Below are 15,257 nucleotides of genomic sequence, written 5' to 3'. Positions count from 1 at the left end.
GGGCAAGAGATCGTGTGACAAACTAAAAAATGGCTACCGAAGCAGTGGTGATTCAGTCTGACATTGCATGGCGCGCTTGGGTTTGATACAACGAATAAACCATGTCGCCAAAAACACATACGAAGATGATTTCGAGTCACAACTTCCTGGTCCCGTTCCATGGCAAAACAATTCATGCTGAAAGCACATTTGGGCGCAATGGACATGTTCTGATGCTTCATGGTGGCGGCAAAGATCGAACCGTTTTCTACAAATACCGGGATATTTTGGATACCCTGGGTTTTGGAACGACGGTATTTGACTTTATAGGTCATGGTGAAACGGGGGGAGACATTCACGAATCTTCTCTTTTTAATCGTACGATGCAAGCAGAGGCGGTTATCGCTTCTCTGGGGCAGACGCTTACAGGTTGTATGGGCATCAGTATGGGAGCCTATAATGCACTTCAGCTTAGTAAAGCGATGCAATTCCGATCTCTCATCCTTATGGTTCCAGGTGTCTACTCAACACTTGCATATAAAGTTAAGTTTGGCCCTGATTTCTCTGCAATAATACGCCAACCCAGGAATTGGGAACATACAGATGCATGGAACATTGCTGCTGAGTTTAACGGGAATTTACTGATTATTGCTGCCGAAAATGATGCAATCATCCCCTCAGAAATACCAGAAAAGCTGCTGTCTTCTGCATCATGCTGTAGTCAAAAGCAACTTCTGACCATTCCCAAAGCTGGACATAATAATATTTGGGAAAATGTCATGCTCTCACCTGCGCTATACGAAAACGTAAGATCGGCCTTTAAGCATTGTTTATCTGATTAAATCAATGACCGCTCCTGGCACGCAGCAGACAAGCACCATCTATTCCTCCCGCAACGAGGCCGTAGTCTTTTTGAAATGTAAGCAAAGAAAACAGTGGCTTATTAAAAAGCCAATTAAAAATCATAGTTGACATATTAAACTTTAACACCCGTCTTTTTGTTAACACGTTGACTTGAAAATGTTTTCATATTGTTAACATTGTGCATGCATTAGTTCTGTTTTTTATATTTTGATAACATCAATTCTGTTAAAACCATCACCAGGACAACTTTTGACTCATTAGTGGATTCTGTATCAAATTTTGTATGGAATAAATTACATAGATTAAATAACCCCATTTATGTTCCAGGGATTTTTTCTTTGAGATGTGTCGCAATATAAGCTTGTCTTCCAGAGTGAGAACTGGAAGTGAAAGGACAAGGTGTGTATAAATGAGGTGTTCTTTATATAACACTACTTGCTTATGGTGATGTAGTTGCATCTGCTGAAAAATTGATAGATGAGTAATTATAACGCCTGCTCTCAGTCGGTACTCTGGCCTTTTCATCCGGAAATTATGTTCAGGCTACCACTCTGTCTGCAAAATTACCCGGTATGTCGGCTACGATTGTCATGCCCCATGATGCTCCAGCCAAAGTATCGGCGACAAAAGTTAAGGCATCTGCCTTTTATCTAAGGAATAAGTCATGTTCAAGCCTATAAATCATCCTGTCGCGTTTGCGCTAACACTAGTATATGCCTCGCTATTTACTCATGGTTCTCAGGCTGCAACGGCCTCGCCGTCATTAACGACATATAGCCAAAAAGCGACTGAAGCTCTGCCTAAATTGATGATCCTTGCTACCGGCGGTACCATTGCTGGACAGAGCACTGGTGAAGACTCCAGCTCTATCGGATACACATCCGGCGCCATCAGCCCAAGAGTATTGCTTGCAGCCGTTCCAGGATTGGATAAAAAAGCCCAGCTTAGTAGTGTCCAGGTCGCATCCATTGGTTCTCAGGACATGAATGATAAAATCTGGTTTGATCTTGCCCAGAAGATCGACGATCTGTTCAGTACAGGTGCCGCTGACGCTATTATTATTACCCATGGCACAGATACTCTTGAAGAGACAGCTTTTTTCCTCAGTCTGGTAATACATCACCCCCAGCCTGTTATTATTACTGGAGCCATGCGACCGGCGACAGCAACTGGTGCAGATGGCCCTGCTAATTTGCTTGAATCTGTGAATACTGCTGTGGACAAACAATCGAAGGGACGGGGAGTAATGATTGTGATGAATGACACTATCCAGTCACCGATTTGGTCCACGAAATCGGATACAACCGGAGTGGCTACTTTTCAGTCACCTTACGCCGGCCCACTGGGTTATGTCGATGCGGCAGAAGTTCATTATATTACCCCGGTGCCGGCAGAATCTCGTCTGTCTCTACAATTACCTGCATCCCATAAACTTCCGCGGGTTGAGATCATTTATGCCCACAGTAATATGGACGATGTCCAAATCAACAATGCGGTGCGTGATGGTGCAAAAGGAATTATTCTCGCCGGCGTGGGAGACGGAAATACATCCGCCTCAGCGTTAGCTGCGCTCAAAGCGGCCCGGGAGCATGGACTTGTCGTGGTCCGCGCATCGCGCTCCTATACAGGAGCAGTAAAACGTAACGTCGAGGTCGATGATAACAAAGCCGGCTTTGTTGTTTCGTCGGGGCTGAATCCGGCAAAAGCACGGATCCTTACTCAGCTTCTGCTTGCAAACGGAAAGACTTCACCAGAAAACGTTCAGGCCGCATTCTGGTCAGTTACCGGCCATAAAAACTGACGTAAAAATACCCTTCGATAAGAGGCGTTTTCGATGCTTTTACAGATAATTTTTTATCTGGGGAAACGCCTGTGAAATATGGTGATCGGGCGGTATACCATAACGCATAGACATGATCCGCGCATGTTCACGTTTGACAAAATCAAAATTGACGGCAGTTTTGTTAAAGATGCCGTCGTTCGGCCGGACTGTGCCACTGTCGCTAGAGCTGTCGCTGAAGGTGTTGAAACTCAGGAGCAATTTGATCGTATCCTTGAGGAAGGTGTGCAGAGATACAGGGTTATTTTTACGCGCCTCCCGTTCCGTGCGAAAGAGACGTTATTGCCGTGGAAAGGTTAAACAAACTCAGAGCAGGTTCCCCTGCAGCGAATACGGAACATGGCTGCAACTGACTTCCATCCAGAGCTCAAACCCTTTCTTCTGATGGCCAAACTCTCATAGAGGTACATCTAATCCCTTATCAAAGGCGATTTTTCAGGGGCGTTTGGGGTTGCAGACATTGTGAAGAGTGCGTGGGAAAAAGACGTCTCCCCAGGGGAGGAGACGTAAAGAATAAAATGCTAAACAACAACGCCATCACAGCGATAGATAATGTGTCGAAAACGGTTAAAACCAACGAAACCGTTTGCGTGGGTTATTTTCTCATAACCGCTCACCCTTAACAGCTACCAGAACGGGTAAAAACGACAGCTTGCATTTCCGTTATCCGATGAGCAGTTCTCTGTCTAACGGTTCGATCCGGTTTCTGACGTCATCAATAGTGGCGAACGTCATTCTGTGCCCCCTTAAACTGCTTCGATAGGGTCACGCTAAAGCGCAGAGCGGAACTGATAAGCCTACTGAGATGAAGTTCCGCTATGAGCGAAGAGCAGACATCTTTAGTGGGTTGATTTTGGTGTTCTTACCTCTATGTAGCCATTTTCTATGGCTACATTTATACAGAAGTAAGGATTAGTCTTTTCCCGGACCATAATTAAATTTTGTACCTTTGCCAATGGCGTAAAACTGTCCGCCAGCTACGTAATGGACAGTACGTAGTTCATCAGGCGCATCATCAAAAATCCAGTGCCCATTCCTGAAAACGCGGTCATCACTCCATGCTCCGACAATTTCCCCCATGAACAAGTTGTGCTGCTTTTCATTTTCTTCATTGGGTATAACCTTACAGACTAGCCAGCCAGCGCAACCTACAACTAAAGGCAGATCAAACTCTTTCTGATAAAAAAGTGGGATTTTATTGTTTTTTTCGGGTATGTCAGAATAACTGTGACCGCCTGCATATAAAACCATTTCCATCTGATTTACTACTGGGACCTGGACAACGTAATATCCACTTTTTTCGACAAGGCCGCGTGTAAATGCCTGTGGACCTATAAAAGCCATCACTTTGTTATTGCCTACTAATCCCACCCAGGCAGCTGCCATGACATTTTCAATACCATTATTTTTAGCCGATATCATCGTCGTTGGCCCGACCTGCAATAAACGATAGGCTTTGTTTAATTCTACTGGTTGTATTGCCATAAATTACTCTTCAAAGTTCTGATAAAAGGATACGATAGATTACTTGTTTGATGGTTTGATTATACGACTGGAATAATTGCAAATTAATTGCTAATATCAAAAAACATTATTGCAACTTTCACAACAATCATGAACAAACTTGATGCTCTGAAGTTTTTTATCATCGCCGCTGAGACCCTCAACTTCCGCGAAGCCTCTATAAAGCTTTCGGTTTCACCATCGGTTGTAACACGAACAATCGCTGAGCTGGAGAAACAGCTTGATGAACCCCTTTTCAGACGCAATACTCGCTCGATCTTTCTCACAAGCTTCGGTGAGCTTTTTTTACCTCAAGCCAGGCGACTGCTAGAGGATTCGGAAAAACTATTTCAGACGGCGAAAGATGATAATGAAATGAAGGGCATTGTCCGTATCACGTCGCTTCGATTTCCAAAGCATGAACAAGTATTATATGAACTATTGACTGCGCTACGCCCATATCCTGAATTATTTATCGACTGGCGTTTAGACATGATGAAACTTGATACTGTCGAGCATCGTATCGATATAGGTATACGCGTCGGGCGAGAACCTAATCCAAACTTTATCATTAAAAATATCACGCAGGTGGAACATATTTTGGTAGCATCCCCAGAACTCGTTGCGCGCCTGGGAGCTCCAACGGATTTAGAAGATCTTCGGCAACGTTATCCATTCAGTGGTTTACTTAATCCTGAAACGGGAAAAATCTTTGAATTTATGAGTGACGCAGTGAATACCTTTGTCCCTCGTCATATTGAATTTTATACTACGGACCCATACGCAGAAATTCAGGCCGCTTTGGCTGGCAAAACGGTTGTACAGTCCAGCGATTTTATCTGTAGAGAGTACTTAGCAAATGGTCAACTCATAAAACCCCTGCCAGAACTGCGACAGGAGAAATGGCAATTTTATTTATATCGGCCTTATCAGACGATTACTCCAAAAAGGGTCACAGTAATTTTTTCACTATTAGAAAAAATCTTACGCAAACATTTCGTATCATAACTAACATACCGCGCAACGTCCGCTGCTGGCACAAAGCGGACATATCTTTCGCTTTCACCTCATACAGTGACGTAGCAATCCTATTCGCCGTTAAACGTTGGCTCAGCACATGTGCCCTCTACTCGAAATGTCCCGCCTGCATCTTTTAAAGTTCGGGTGCTAAGATAGCCATGTAGTAGCTAAAACCTTACGGTAATTGTAGCGGCACATCACTGCCATCAAACATTTCTCTTAAATACTTTTCAAGCGATTTAAAATCTTTTGCTGCAGGAATGACCACGCGATATTCGCTGATGCCAATTTTTTTTGCGGCATCATCATTAAGCACGATCACAAGTTTGCCATCTGTGAGTTGAACGGAACGAATAGAGTCTGTTAACTCATATTCCGTTGACTCACTCTGAAATCCAATGCAGTCGTTAATGGGTAATTCATCCTCATCAAATCGTCCTATAATGATAAAGTTTTTTGGATCATGAGTGTCATCTCCTATTCCGATAGTGAGAACATCATTTTCTTCAAAGCAGTTAATATACGCTGCAATAAGATTTTTAACATTACTCATCACTTGTCCTTGTCTTGAATCGTTTTGCTCCTGACAGATTTTACCGAAAGCATGATATTCATTAACATGTTAGTATCGTAAAAGTAGTCGAAGATTGCATCCGCACAAATATTTTTATATATTGCTCCTGTTAAAAGGCAAAGTATATATTTTTCCGGCATAGCGAAGCGGCTGATGTGCCATCGCCATGCGATTCACAACACATGGGAAACCTTGGCTCCGATGACGTACCTCGCCAAAGCTGCAGAGCTGGCCGCTTCTGCGCACTTAGCCGCATTCGTCGGTTATCTCGAAATCGATTTGACTTCTTCGGGCAGCACGAGGTTGAAAAGAGCTGTAGATACAGCGTGATTTTAAGATGAATGTTGACCTTATCTGGGATCGGTATATTCATCCTTTAGTTAAGCGTCTATTCATTATGTCATTAACATAATGTTCAATCGAAATATTGTGCTCCCGATTAATCTGAGAAATGAATGCGCTAAGATGCTCTTGCGATGCATGAAGGGTAGTGGCAATAAGGTTATCAAAATCGTTCTGAGTGAATCGTTTATGTCCCTTCAACGTCGAGCGCTGGAGCAAAGTGTGTGCGGACACTTCCAGGACGGCCCGCCGGTAATGATCGGACAGCAGGACGTCAAGATCGATCTGACGAATATCAAACTCAAAATGAAAACTGACAAATCCCGATTCAACAGGTAAGGAATAAATCAGTTTGTCACCTAATTGCTCAACGTAAGGTTCATATCCTTCTCCCATTACTCGCGTAGTCTGCATATAATCCTTCTCCTTTCATACATTAGATTAATTCCACTTAAATAAATAGCATTACTCTTTTAAATTTTGTTTAAAATACCCGTAAAAAAAAGAGAACCTCATCTCGCTATAAAAGAATATTTTACCGTGAGGGTTTCCTTTTAATGAAAAAATCTATCCATAAAAATAATTATAAAACGCATTGAAGTTTTCATTACCGATAAGAGGCACAATCCTTCCCCGCAATTCATCAATAAAATCATCTTTTACTTCGTCATTATCATCTGCTATATCAAAGATATCGTATTGGCCATATACCAAATCAATAAGCTCAGCTAGAGAAAATATGAACCCAGAGAGACTACTAGCTATCTGAAACGGTTCAATTACATCACAACCTGCATAAACAGAGGAACTCCCTTCATCGATAACCGCAATTATAGGTTTACCTCCGCCTAAATCATTACCAATAACAAGATAATTATCTGGTAAGTATTCATAACCACTTTGAGCCTTCAAGAGCTCACTGGCCGAGTGAAGTTTAATTGGCGTGAAGCCTGTTTCAATCTTTAACTTTTCAGGATTATAATTTTCATATAAAAATTCCACCTCTGTCGAACGAGGTAAGTTGGACGGGAAGGCATTGTCCAGATCAGTGACGGTGCTGAAACTTCCTGACAGCGAGTGTTTATTGCAAATGACAATAAGTTGTTTTAATGCTTTTTCAATCTCATTCACAATAGTCTCAGACGCATCCATAAATATAGCCCTCAGTAATAACCAATTAATTTAGAATTACATTCTCAGTATGTACTACCTTCAAACAAGCTAAGTAAATAAATTTTTAATTAATCTCTCGCTCTTTAAATAAAAGCTCTATGAAGTTATCGTTCTCGAGATAAAAATTTAAAGCTGATATGAAATCCGCTACAGATGGTTTTTCTCTTTGGATAGAGATATTATGTAATACATCTATAAATTGATCTCCATAGAAAAACAACTCTAGAGAATTATCAACAACAAAATCAGGATATACTTCCTCATCGTCATCACTAATGATAGGATGGTTATCTAAATAACAAACAAGCTCTTCTTTAGCAGTTTCTTCATATTCTTTTGTACACACACAAAATTGTCTAAGCATACCCACCCATAACATTATATATTAAATCATCTAAACCATACGCTTTTCTGTATTCTAACTGACTCATACGCAAAATCCTTGAGTTTTATCTTTTATACTTTATAAAGCAAGTGTTAATAATAGGATTATATATTCCATTGAACTGTACTTTGATCAAATTTAATAATCAGGGTAATTTTTTGAACCATTTTTACCACCAGAAATCAAACCCTTAAATCAGATTATATTTTATATCGATTACCTTTACAATCTCATAAAGGATATCCTATTGTATTGTACGCATCGACTTACTTTCTTAACTACTATAAATCTATACTTTCAAATATCAACAGTTCTAAAAATAAAATTTGAACATGGATATGTCACTATTCTTAAATTATACAGGCATGTATTTTTCTGACGTCTGATATTAATGTCATGTTTGATTAGCGAAAAGAAACTTATAACCGAAAGTAAAAACTTTAGAAGAAATACATTTTGCATTAAAAATATAATATCATCATTATTATATAAGAAGGAAATAACCGATATAATCCGGCTTTTTATTAATCACTTATCTTTACGAGCATTGCCAAAAACCAGCTATAATTTTTCCGCTGGATATATTCTTATACAAATACAAAGCACCGTACCCAAAGATGTAATCACCATCAAGCAATGTATCTGGATAATAATCTTCATCAACCTGCATAAAAAATTTATAACCATCCTTTTGCAAAGCATCAAAATAATAATCTTCAGATTGTATTAACCTTGCTTCTTCGGTTTTAGTGATAAAATCAAACTCTTCACCTTCAACCTTATCATACCCAACAATAACTGCCTTGTTAATGTATTTTATCGTAAATTCTTCATTATTGCTTTCATCAGAAAACGTATGCGTAAAAACTTTTACTGAACAATTAGGGTAGATATTGTTATCAATCATATCGTCATATCCTTCAGAAGTAAGTATCGTAATATACTCATGTCCAATATCAGGATTCTGAACTGTCAAATAAAACTTATAACCCTGAACTTCATCTAGTTTATCTAAAAAGAATTCAGGGATGTTTCCACCTATCCGCCCAATGACATTACTATCAGAAAAGATATTTATTTTAGAGATTAGATTATATTTAATCATTTCTTCAACTCATCCCCATAAAAAGTAAATTTTCTCTTTCCTAATTCCCATAACCATTTTAGCGAACAAACTCTTAGCATCTTTAAGTCACATTTATGATTAACTACATTGTACGTCTCTTTAGGTATGATTGAAAAATAAATTAATAAAAGCCGGAAAAGTTTATTTTCCTTGACGGCTAATGGATTTAATAAAGCCTGGAGTCTGAGCGTGGTTCAACATCTCTTATACCAAGTTGATTCGTTTTTTCAAAAATTAAATCATAGCAATAAACAGTCTCCCCCCCCTTTAATAAATGAACCCCTTCAAGGCTCACTTTATATATTCCTTTAGGAATATCAGCGTTAATCCAACCAGTATAATCTTCCCACTCCCAAAATACTGCCATATCAGCAACGTATAAATCACCAGTTACATTAAGATAGAAATATTTATCTGTGAATATAACTTCCCTATCTTTATCGTCGGGGAGTTCATTTAAAAAAAGCCTAACAACATAGCCACCATCATCAAGGCCCATAATAGGTAAGGCAATACCTTTATTAAGAACAAGGTCCCCTTTGTCTGTGGTGGTGAATTCTTGGAGAATGTTATCTCCATCCTCTATCTTCCCACCAAATGGGGCCAGTATTCCTGGATAATCGAAAATTATTATCCCGTTAAAATCCACATCAATGTCAATTATTTTAACCACATCTACCTCCTGATGCCTTACATGTTTGTTTATTATTGAACCACTCCAGCAGTTTTGAATGTGCTTCTTTAGGAGTGACATTTCTGGCTAAGATTTCACCCGTCGAAGGAATCTTTAAATCACCACTTATATGTGAAAAGGAATTTAAATTACGGCTATACGCATTGAATAAATCTTCCGCGGAACCCTGCCACGGCCCCTGAATTTTTCCAATATCGTTTTTAATAGCTCTATGTAGTTCTTCATGCATTCCAGCGCTATAAGGATCCGGGAAAAACGTTGGTGTATTTTCATAGTACCAAGATCGGTTGGTCCAATGCTGTTGGCTATTTTTCGTGGCATTAAATGGTATCCGATTCAAATTGGGTTCAATGCCCATGGCATTAACCCTAACAGATTTATCCAAGTAAGTTGGTTGGGAACATATGAGTATAACCCACCATTTACCCCTCTCGAAGCCTGCACAATAAGCTGACAGATCTGCGTATAGCAGAAAAGGAATATGTTATTAATGAAATAATTGGGCACTCCATCATTGCATTAATGAAGCCCCCTGTAAAAAGTAGTGATTAACAAAGCTACCCTCTTACGAGGGTAAGAACCTGTATCACCATGCTTCATCTTCAGGAATTATTTTTCCAATAAAACTTTCAAAATTTGGCTCAAGATAGATCTCCTCCTGATTTTCCAAATCACAAAAATATACTGCACCATCATTTATCCCAACACAATAGGGGAACCCACCTCCATCAATTGCGAATGGTATAAAATTTTCTGCAAGAATTTTTTTGTTAATTACTAAATCCTTATAGTAATCATCAACAGTTAATATGCCCGATCTTTTAGTATGTAATATAGGTAGGAAATATTTTATATCATTCTCGTAGTGTTCGCTTTGATAAACACGACGACCTTCGTCCAGTATGCCACCATTACTTATAAGCCATAAAGATTTTAAGGCATTAGGAAAAGTTACACCCAGCGAAACTTCGATCTTGCCTAGCTCATCAGCAGATACAGCAGGGGAAGAATCTATAAGTTTAATCATCATTTCTCTCCTATTGACAATGTTTAGGAATACGACCTCTCAGCCATCCTTTACTATGAGATATTTTTATAGCTTCAGGAGAGCCATACTTCACTCCAAAATGTTTTTCGAACTGAGATACAGACCCCTTATGTGGGAAAGATGCTTTGTGCGCCTCAGTCGTGACCAGCTGCATAGTTGACTTACCTGTTTTTGGATCAAAATCATCAAGATGATGCCATGTATATTCGCTTGCATCAGCTTCACTTATGCCTGCAAGTTTGTAGGCTTCTGTGAAATCCCGCCCCCTTGATCCTTGAAGGGTAATTTCAACGATATTTCGTTGTGTCCCAGTAACAGGATAAAGTGATGGGCTTCCACTAAAGTCAACGCCGCTCAATGCCAGACCCATAGGGTCTATCCATAACAGAGGGTTAGGGGCATAGTTATATAAATTTAAGTTTCCGCCATTCAACCCAATCGGATCCTGCACAATAAACCGCCCGACCTGCGGGTCGTAGTAGCGGAACAGGTTATAGTGCAGCCCCGTTTCACCGTCAGCGTACTGCCCGGCGTAGCGAAGCGGCTGGTGTGCCATCGCCGAGCGATTCACAACCCGTGAGAACCCTTCGCTCTGGTGGCGTACATCGCCAAAGCTACCGTACTGGCCGCTCCAGCGCACCGTGCCGCGCTCGTCTGTGACCTCCAGCGGCGCCCCGTTCAGGTCGGTATTGAACCAGTAAATCTCACCGCTGCTTTGGTCACGAAGGTGATCCACCCGCGCCAGCGGGCTCCAGTCTTCATTCGGGTCGTATACATACGTGCTGTACAGCCCGCTCTCCTGCTGCTCCTGCAGCAGGCGGTAGCCCTGCCACAGGAAGCGGGTGTCGGTGGTGCCGTGCGTCGTGGTGACGATTTTGCGCGTGCGGCGACCCAGCGCGTCGTAGTGATAGCGCGCCTCAAACCGCCCTTCAGGCCCGGTTCCACGGGCGAACACCAGACGGTTCTCGGCGTCATACGCATAATGCTGTTCATACAGCCCGTTGCGGCGGCTGACCAGGTTGCCCCAGTGGTCGTATTTCATGAACAGCGCCTGCCAGTGCTGCAGGCGGTTATCCGTGACCGGTACCGGATCGTCATTGGCGGCGAGGTTATCCGCGGCGTCGTAGCTGAACTGCGCGCGGCTGTGCCCCTGGCGGGCCTCGTAGTGCTTCAGCAGACGCCCTTCGGCGTCGTAGCCGTAGTCCACCTCACCGCGCAGGGTGTCGCTGACGCCGGAAAGCTCGCCGCGCGCGGTGTAGCGATACAGGCGTTCCAGTAGCGCCTGCTCCGGCAGGGTCACGTCCGTGTTCAGCTCGCTGCGCTGCAGGGTGCGTCTGCCGAGGCTGTCATACTGACGAATCTGCTCGCGCGCGCCCTGAGTGCGGCGCACCTCGCGGTGCAGGCGGTCGCGGGTGAACTCGGTCACCAGCTGCTGCCCGAAGCGGATGGCGCTGACGTGGCCGGAGCCGTAGTGCAGCCAGGCCAGCTTTTGCTCGCCGGGCAGCGTCAGGCCGGTCAGGTTGCTCAGGGCATCCCACTCGTAGCCCACCGCGCCGTTAATGCCGGACTCGCTCAGCACGCGCCCGGCGGCGTCATGGCGGTATGCGATCTCATCGCTTTCGATATCCAGGGCAACGCCTTCGGCCGTCGGCGTGCGGCGGATGCGGGTAATCTGGCCGCTCAGGTCGCGGAAGTAGCGGTACTCCGCGTGGCGCTGAGTACGCCCGATCAGCAGCCCGCTGTCGTCATAGCTGAACTGCTGGACGCGACGGGCGATACCGCCGTCGGCGGCAGGCCGTCCGTTTTCTTCGAGCGCGCAGAGGAACCCTCGCGCGTCCCATTCCATATAGCGCACGGTCTCATCCGGGCGCGTTTCGCTGAGCGGGCGGCCCACGGCGTCGTAGGTGAACCGGTATTCCGCCCCGTTGCCGTTATCCAGTCGCAGCAGGTTACCGCGCGGGTCGTAGCGCCACTGGCGCACGCGGCCAATACGGTCGGTGAGGCTGACCGGGAGGCCGAGCGCGTTGTAGGCCCAGCTCACCTCGCTTTCCAGCGGGTCGCGCCAGCCCGTGAGCTGGCCGCGTTCGTTCCACACCAGCGACTCGCGGCTGCCGTCCGGATGGATCACGACGCTCAGCAGCCCGGCACCACTCCACTCCCGGCGCGTGATATTCCCTTCCGCATCCTCGCTGGCAATCAGCTGCCCGAATCGATCGTAGGTGAAGCGGGTCACGCTGCCGGAGCAGTCGGTGCGCTGCGTCAGCAGCGCCTGGTGGTTCCAGACCAGGCGCACCACGCCACCTGTGGCGTCGGTGATGCTCTCAGGCAGGTTTTCTTCATCGTCAGGATAGCCATACGCGGTGGTGCTACCGGCCGGATCCGTTTCCGACAGCAGGCGACCGCGAAGGTCGTACATGGCCTGCGATGAGGTGCCGTCCGGGTACACCGTGCGGGTGATGCGGTCGGTCAGGCGATGCCAGTGGTACTCGGTGCGGCGGCCCGCCGGGTCCGTCTCGCTGGTCATGCGGCCGTATTTGTCCCACGTGCTGCGGCGCATTGCGCCGCCGGGCAGAATAACGTCGCAGAGCTCGCCGTCTCGGTAAACAAACGTCGTCTGGCGACCGTCGTAATCCGTGAAGCGCGCGACGTTGTCGTCGTCGTCCACCAGCCAGTGCGCCTGGGCGCCGTCATCGCGGATAGCACGGCGGATGCCATTTTCAAAATCGTATTCGAACGCCAGCTGTTCGCCGCCGCTGTGGCGGAAGCCGACCACGCGCGGCAGGCCGTCAATCTCCCGCCAGCGGTATTCGCTCAGCAGGCCGTTGGCGTCCTCATGGGCGCTCATCAGCCCGTCCTGCCAGCGGAAGCGTCGGCGCACGCTACCGCCCCGGCCGGTCACGGAGACCAGCTGGCGCTGTTCATCATAAGCGTAACTGACCAGGCAGATCTCGTCATCCAGCCATGCGCCGACGAGCCTGTCACGGTCGTAGCGGCAGACCACGCGCTGGCTCGCGCTGTCGGTCAGGGCATGCAGGGTATGATCCGCATTCCATTCGAAGAGGATCTCGTTGCCGCAGGGTTCAGAGATGCGCTGGAGCAGTGACGGGGCATCATCCCGCAGCGGCGCATAGTGCCAGCGCTCGCCGCTGACGTCATACACCGACCAGCTGTCGTCAGAGTGATGTTCAAGCCAGTTTTTTTCGCTTTCGCAGTAGGTGCGCATCCCTTTCGGGACCTTCGGGAAGGCGACGTAATCGCCGGACGGCGCGCGCCACACCAGGCCGTCCTGGTAAGGCTCCAGGCGGCTTTCCCAGAACAGGCTCCAGCCGCGGCCCAGCACGCTGTCGCCGGGGTTGCCGCTGCGCCAGTAGCGCTGCCAGCGCACCGGAAGGCGGGAAGGAAGGACGAAGTCCAGCTCATCATCCCCGCTGAGAAATTTTTGTCCGCTGACGATATCCACCGGGCGGGCGATGATCCCCGCGGCCGCCACGCCTGTCATCAGCGTGCCGGCGCGACAGGCGATACGGGCCAGCTTATTGATGCCGGGGATTTTGCCCAGCAGCTTAGAGAGCGCCCCGACTTTACCAGCGGCACCGCCCCACCCGCCGATAAGCCCGGCAAACAGCAGAGTAAGATCGGAGACTTTATACAGCCACTCGGGGACTTCAGACTGAATGGGGAGGGTTTGCTGCGGGTCGCCGCCGATAATGACGTTGTCCGAACCGGTCATCACCTTCGCGTCGCAGGTGGTGCGATCCCCGATGCGTGCCGCAGGCAGGCCGTTGATAGAGACCCGCGAAGAGCCTTCGGCCATCTGCTGCGAGCCATCGTCAGAGCACTTCACCGCGCTGTCCGTGGCCATGGCGGCGGGTTTACCGTTGATAAACACGTTGGGCGAGCCGGAGGTGATGACGCCTTTCTTCGTCATGCTGGATGCCCCGGCGTCCGCGATGCTGTCCCGGGCGGCGGTCGCCAGCTCCCCGGTGTAATACCCCACGGCCAGGCTGGCGCCGACGAGCAGGACGCCCACGCCAAGACAGGATGCACCAAGTCCGGCAATAAACATGGCCCCCGCCAGAATGCCCCCGGCGGCGGCAATCAGGCCGCCGACAATCGTTCCGGCAATCATCCCGGCCAGCGCACCGGAGTGGCCGATATCATCACCAACGCGTGCTGCTTCAAACATAACAACTGTCCCTGGTGTTAATGGTGGAAGCGGAAGCTCCTGAGAAGATCGCCAAACAGCGTGCTGTCAGCATCGCCCAGCGCGCGGGTGCAGGTCATGGTGAACACCAGAATGTTATTGCTGTCGACGTTAAATACGGCCTGCTGCTGCCATATGCGTTTCCCGTCGCGCAGGTAGGTAGCATGGACGGTTTCACCCTGTAAAAGGTCGTCGCCCAGCGTAGCGGCGCTGCGCTCACCCTGCTTCCAGCCCTTGATGTGTTTTTCCATCAGGGCGAGCTGGCGATCGATATACGCGGCAAGCGCTTCACCAGCGTTGAGAGCATCGCGGGAGATGTTGAACGCCGGTGCATCCGCAGCGGGCGGCGCAAATACGTTGACGGTACGATCCTGATATCCCTCAGGAAAAGAGATCAGTCCTTCACTGAAAAGGCACTGCGAATGTTGTTCTGACATTGAGCGGGTCCCACCACATATTTTCAGAAGCGGTAAGTTTCGCATATGTGTTTAAGGCTGACTATCCC

The 15,257-nt window shown here is 46.6% G+C and carries 15 protein-coding genes and 1 pseudogene; 5 read left to right on the top strand and 11 right to left on the bottom strand.

The window, feature by feature from the left end:
* Positions 1-101 precede the first annotated feature (101 nt).
* The 4 genes and pseudogenes from OTG14_RS01355 (at position 102) to OTG14_RS01340 (ending at position 2,983) form a co-directional block, all read left to right on the top strand.
* Positions 102-821 carry an alpha/beta fold hydrolase gene (locus OTG14_RS01355; protein ID WP_024906938.1) on the top strand — a complete coding sequence of 240 codons (720 nt, stop codon included), beginning with the start codon at positions 102-104 and terminating at the stop codon, positions 819-821.
* A gap of 534 nt (positions 822-1,355) precedes the next feature.
* A pseudogene (locus OTG14_RS01350) lies at positions 1,356-1,472 on the top strand (serine dehydratase); the annotation flags it as partial.
* A gap of 35 nt (positions 1,473-1,507) precedes the next feature.
* A complete protein-coding gene (locus OTG14_RS01345) occupies positions 1,508-2,644 on the top strand; it encodes an asparaginase (RefSeq protein ID WP_024906937.1) in 1,137 nt (378 codons plus the stop codon).
* 123 nt (positions 2,645-2,767) lie between these two features.
* Positions 2,768-2,983, top strand: coding sequence for a hypothetical protein (locus OTG14_RS01340; RefSeq protein ID WP_248272928.1), 216 nt, complete (start codon positions 2,768-2,770; stop codon positions 2,981-2,983).
* 612 nt (positions 2,984-3,595) lie between these two features.
* Here the strand turns inward: OTG14_RS01340 and OTG14_RS01335 are convergent.
* Entirely contained in the window at positions 3,596-4,168 is a 573-nt protein-coding gene (locus OTG14_RS01335; protein ID WP_048980365.1) for a flavin reductase family protein, read from the bottom strand.
* Between the two features lie 129 nt (positions 4,169-4,297).
* Here OTG14_RS01335 and OTG14_RS01330 point away from each other — a divergent pair, with 129 nt between their 5' ends.
* Positions 4,298-5,194 (top strand): LysR family transcriptional regulator, encoded by an 897-nt coding sequence (locus OTG14_RS01330; protein WP_047174611.1) that lies wholly within the window; start codon positions 4,298-4,300, stop codon positions 5,192-5,194.
* Positions 5,195-5,381: 187 nt separating this feature from the next.
* On the opposite strand, the gene OTG14_RS01325 is transcribed toward OTG14_RS01330, so the two are convergent.
* The 10 genes from OTG14_RS01325 to OTG14_RS01280 all read right to left on the bottom strand — a co-directional run bounded on the left by OTG14_RS01325 (position 5,382) and on the right by OTG14_RS01280 (position 15,189).
* Positions 5,382-5,759, bottom strand: coding sequence for a hypothetical protein (locus tag OTG14_RS01325; protein ID WP_048993206.1), 378 nt, complete (start codon positions 5,757-5,759; stop codon positions 5,382-5,384).
* Positions 5,760-6,149: 390 nt separating this feature from the next.
* On the bottom strand, positions 6,150-6,536 hold the full coding sequence (locus OTG14_RS01320; protein ID WP_248272930.1) for a hypothetical protein: 387 nt from the start codon (positions 6,534-6,536) through the stop codon (positions 6,150-6,152).
* 153 nt (positions 6,537-6,689) lie between these two features.
* Positions 6,690-7,274 carry a hypothetical protein gene (locus OTG14_RS01315; protein ID WP_090417901.1) on the bottom strand — a complete coding sequence of 195 codons (585 nt, stop codon included), beginning with the start codon at positions 7,272-7,274 and terminating at the stop codon, positions 6,690-6,692.
* Positions 7,275-7,359: 85 nt separating this feature from the next.
* The gene (locus OTG14_RS01310; protein ID WP_267214471.1) at positions 7,360-7,674 is read right to left on the bottom strand and encodes a DUF7716 domain-containing protein; all 315 of its coding nucleotides are present in this window, start codon (positions 7,672-7,674) and stop codon (positions 7,360-7,362) included.
* A gap of 544 nt (positions 7,675-8,218) precedes the next feature.
* Positions 8,219-8,785 carry a hypothetical protein gene (locus OTG14_RS01305; protein ID WP_157188725.1) on the bottom strand — a complete coding sequence of 189 codons (567 nt, stop codon included), beginning with the start codon at positions 8,783-8,785 and terminating at the stop codon, positions 8,219-8,221.
* A 187-nt stretch (positions 8,786-8,972) separates the two neighbouring features.
* Positions 8,973-9,479: a hypothetical protein gene (locus tag OTG14_RS01300; RefSeq protein ID WP_267214470.1), complete on the bottom strand. Its 507-nt coding sequence runs from the start codon at positions 9,477-9,479 to the stop codon at positions 8,973-8,975.
* The gene (locus OTG14_RS01295; protein WP_198313990.1) at positions 9,472-9,858 is read right to left on the bottom strand and encodes a hypothetical protein; all 387 of its coding nucleotides are present in this window, start codon (positions 9,856-9,858) and stop codon (positions 9,472-9,474) included. The genes OTG14_RS01300 and OTG14_RS01295 overlap by 8 nt, the downstream gene beginning before the upstream one ends.
* Before the next feature lie 228 nt (positions 9,859-10,086).
* Positions 10,087-10,530 (bottom strand): SMI1/KNR4 family protein, encoded by a 444-nt coding sequence (locus OTG14_RS01290; RefSeq protein WP_148769262.1) that lies wholly within the window; start codon positions 10,528-10,530, stop codon positions 10,087-10,089.
* Positions 10,531-10,537: 7 nt separating this feature from the next.
* Positions 10,538-14,734, bottom strand: coding sequence for an RHS repeat-associated core domain-containing protein (locus OTG14_RS01285; RefSeq protein ID WP_267214469.1), 4,197 nt, complete (start codon positions 14,732-14,734; stop codon positions 10,538-10,540).
* A 17-nt stretch (positions 14,735-14,751) separates the two neighbouring features.
* Positions 14,752-15,189: a DcrB-related protein gene (locus tag OTG14_RS01280; protein WP_048993217.1), complete on the bottom strand. Its 438-nt coding sequence runs from the start codon at positions 15,187-15,189 to the stop codon at positions 14,752-14,754.
* Positions 15,190-15,257: the final 68 nt, after the last annotated feature.

Origin of the sequence: Enterobacter pseudoroggenkampii (assembly GCF_026420145.1) — a bacterium.
Lineage (GTDB): Bacteria > Pseudomonadota > Gammaproteobacteria > Enterobacterales > Enterobacteriaceae > Enterobacter > Enterobacter pseudoroggenkampii.
Note: the sequence above shows the minus strand (reverse complement) of the source record. Positions and strands in the feature narration are given on the sequence as shown.

Coding starts and splice junctions, on each gene's coding strand:
- OTG14_RS01295 (WP_198313990.1), bottom strand. CDS start 9,858: ATGGGCATTGAACCCAATTTGAATCGGATACCATTTAATGCCACGAAA.
- OTG14_RS01325 (WP_048993206.1), bottom strand. CDS start 5,759: ATGAGTAATGTTAAAAATCTTATTGCAGCGTATATTAACTGCTTTGAA.
- OTG14_RS01355 (WP_024906938.1), top strand. CDS start 102: ATGTCGCCAAAAACACATACGAAGATGATTTCGAGTCACAACTTCCTG.
- OTG14_RS01320 (WP_248272930.1), bottom strand. CDS start 6,536: ATGCAGACTACGCGAGTAATGGGAGAAGGATATGAACCTTACGTTGAG.
- OTG14_RS01290 (WP_148769262.1), bottom strand. CDS start 10,530: ATGATGATTAAACTTATAGATTCTTCCCCTGCTGTATCTGCTGATGAG.
- OTG14_RS01285 (WP_267214469.1), bottom strand. CDS start 14,734: ATGTTTGAAGCAGCACGCGTTGGTGATGATATCGGCCACTCCGGTGCG.
- OTG14_RS01315 (WP_090417901.1), bottom strand. CDS start 7,274: ATGGATGCGTCTGAGACTATTGTGAATGAGATTGAAAAAGCATTAAAA.
- OTG14_RS01310 (WP_267214471.1), bottom strand. CDS start 7,674: ATGTTATGGGTGGGTATGCTTAGACAATTTTGTGTGTGTACAAAAGAA.
- OTG14_RS01280 (WP_048993217.1), bottom strand. CDS start 15,189: ATGTCAGAACAACATTCGCAGTGCCTTTTCAGTGAAGGACTGATCTCT.
- OTG14_RS01335 (WP_048980365.1), bottom strand. CDS start 4,168: ATGGCAATACAACCAGTAGAATTAAACAAAGCCTATCGTTTATTGCAG.
- OTG14_RS01305 (WP_157188725.1), bottom strand. CDS start 8,785: ATGATTAAATATAATCTAATCTCTAAAATAAATATCTTTTCTGATAGT.
- OTG14_RS01345 (WP_024906937.1), top strand. CDS start 1,508: ATGTTCAAGCCTATAAATCATCCTGTCGCGTTTGCGCTAACACTAGTA.
- OTG14_RS01330 (WP_047174611.1), top strand. CDS start 4,298: ATGAACAAACTTGATGCTCTGAAGTTTTTTATCATCGCCGCTGAGACC.
- OTG14_RS01340 (WP_248272928.1), top strand. CDS start 2,768: ATGTTCACGTTTGACAAAATCAAAATTGACGGCAGTTTTGTTAAAGAT.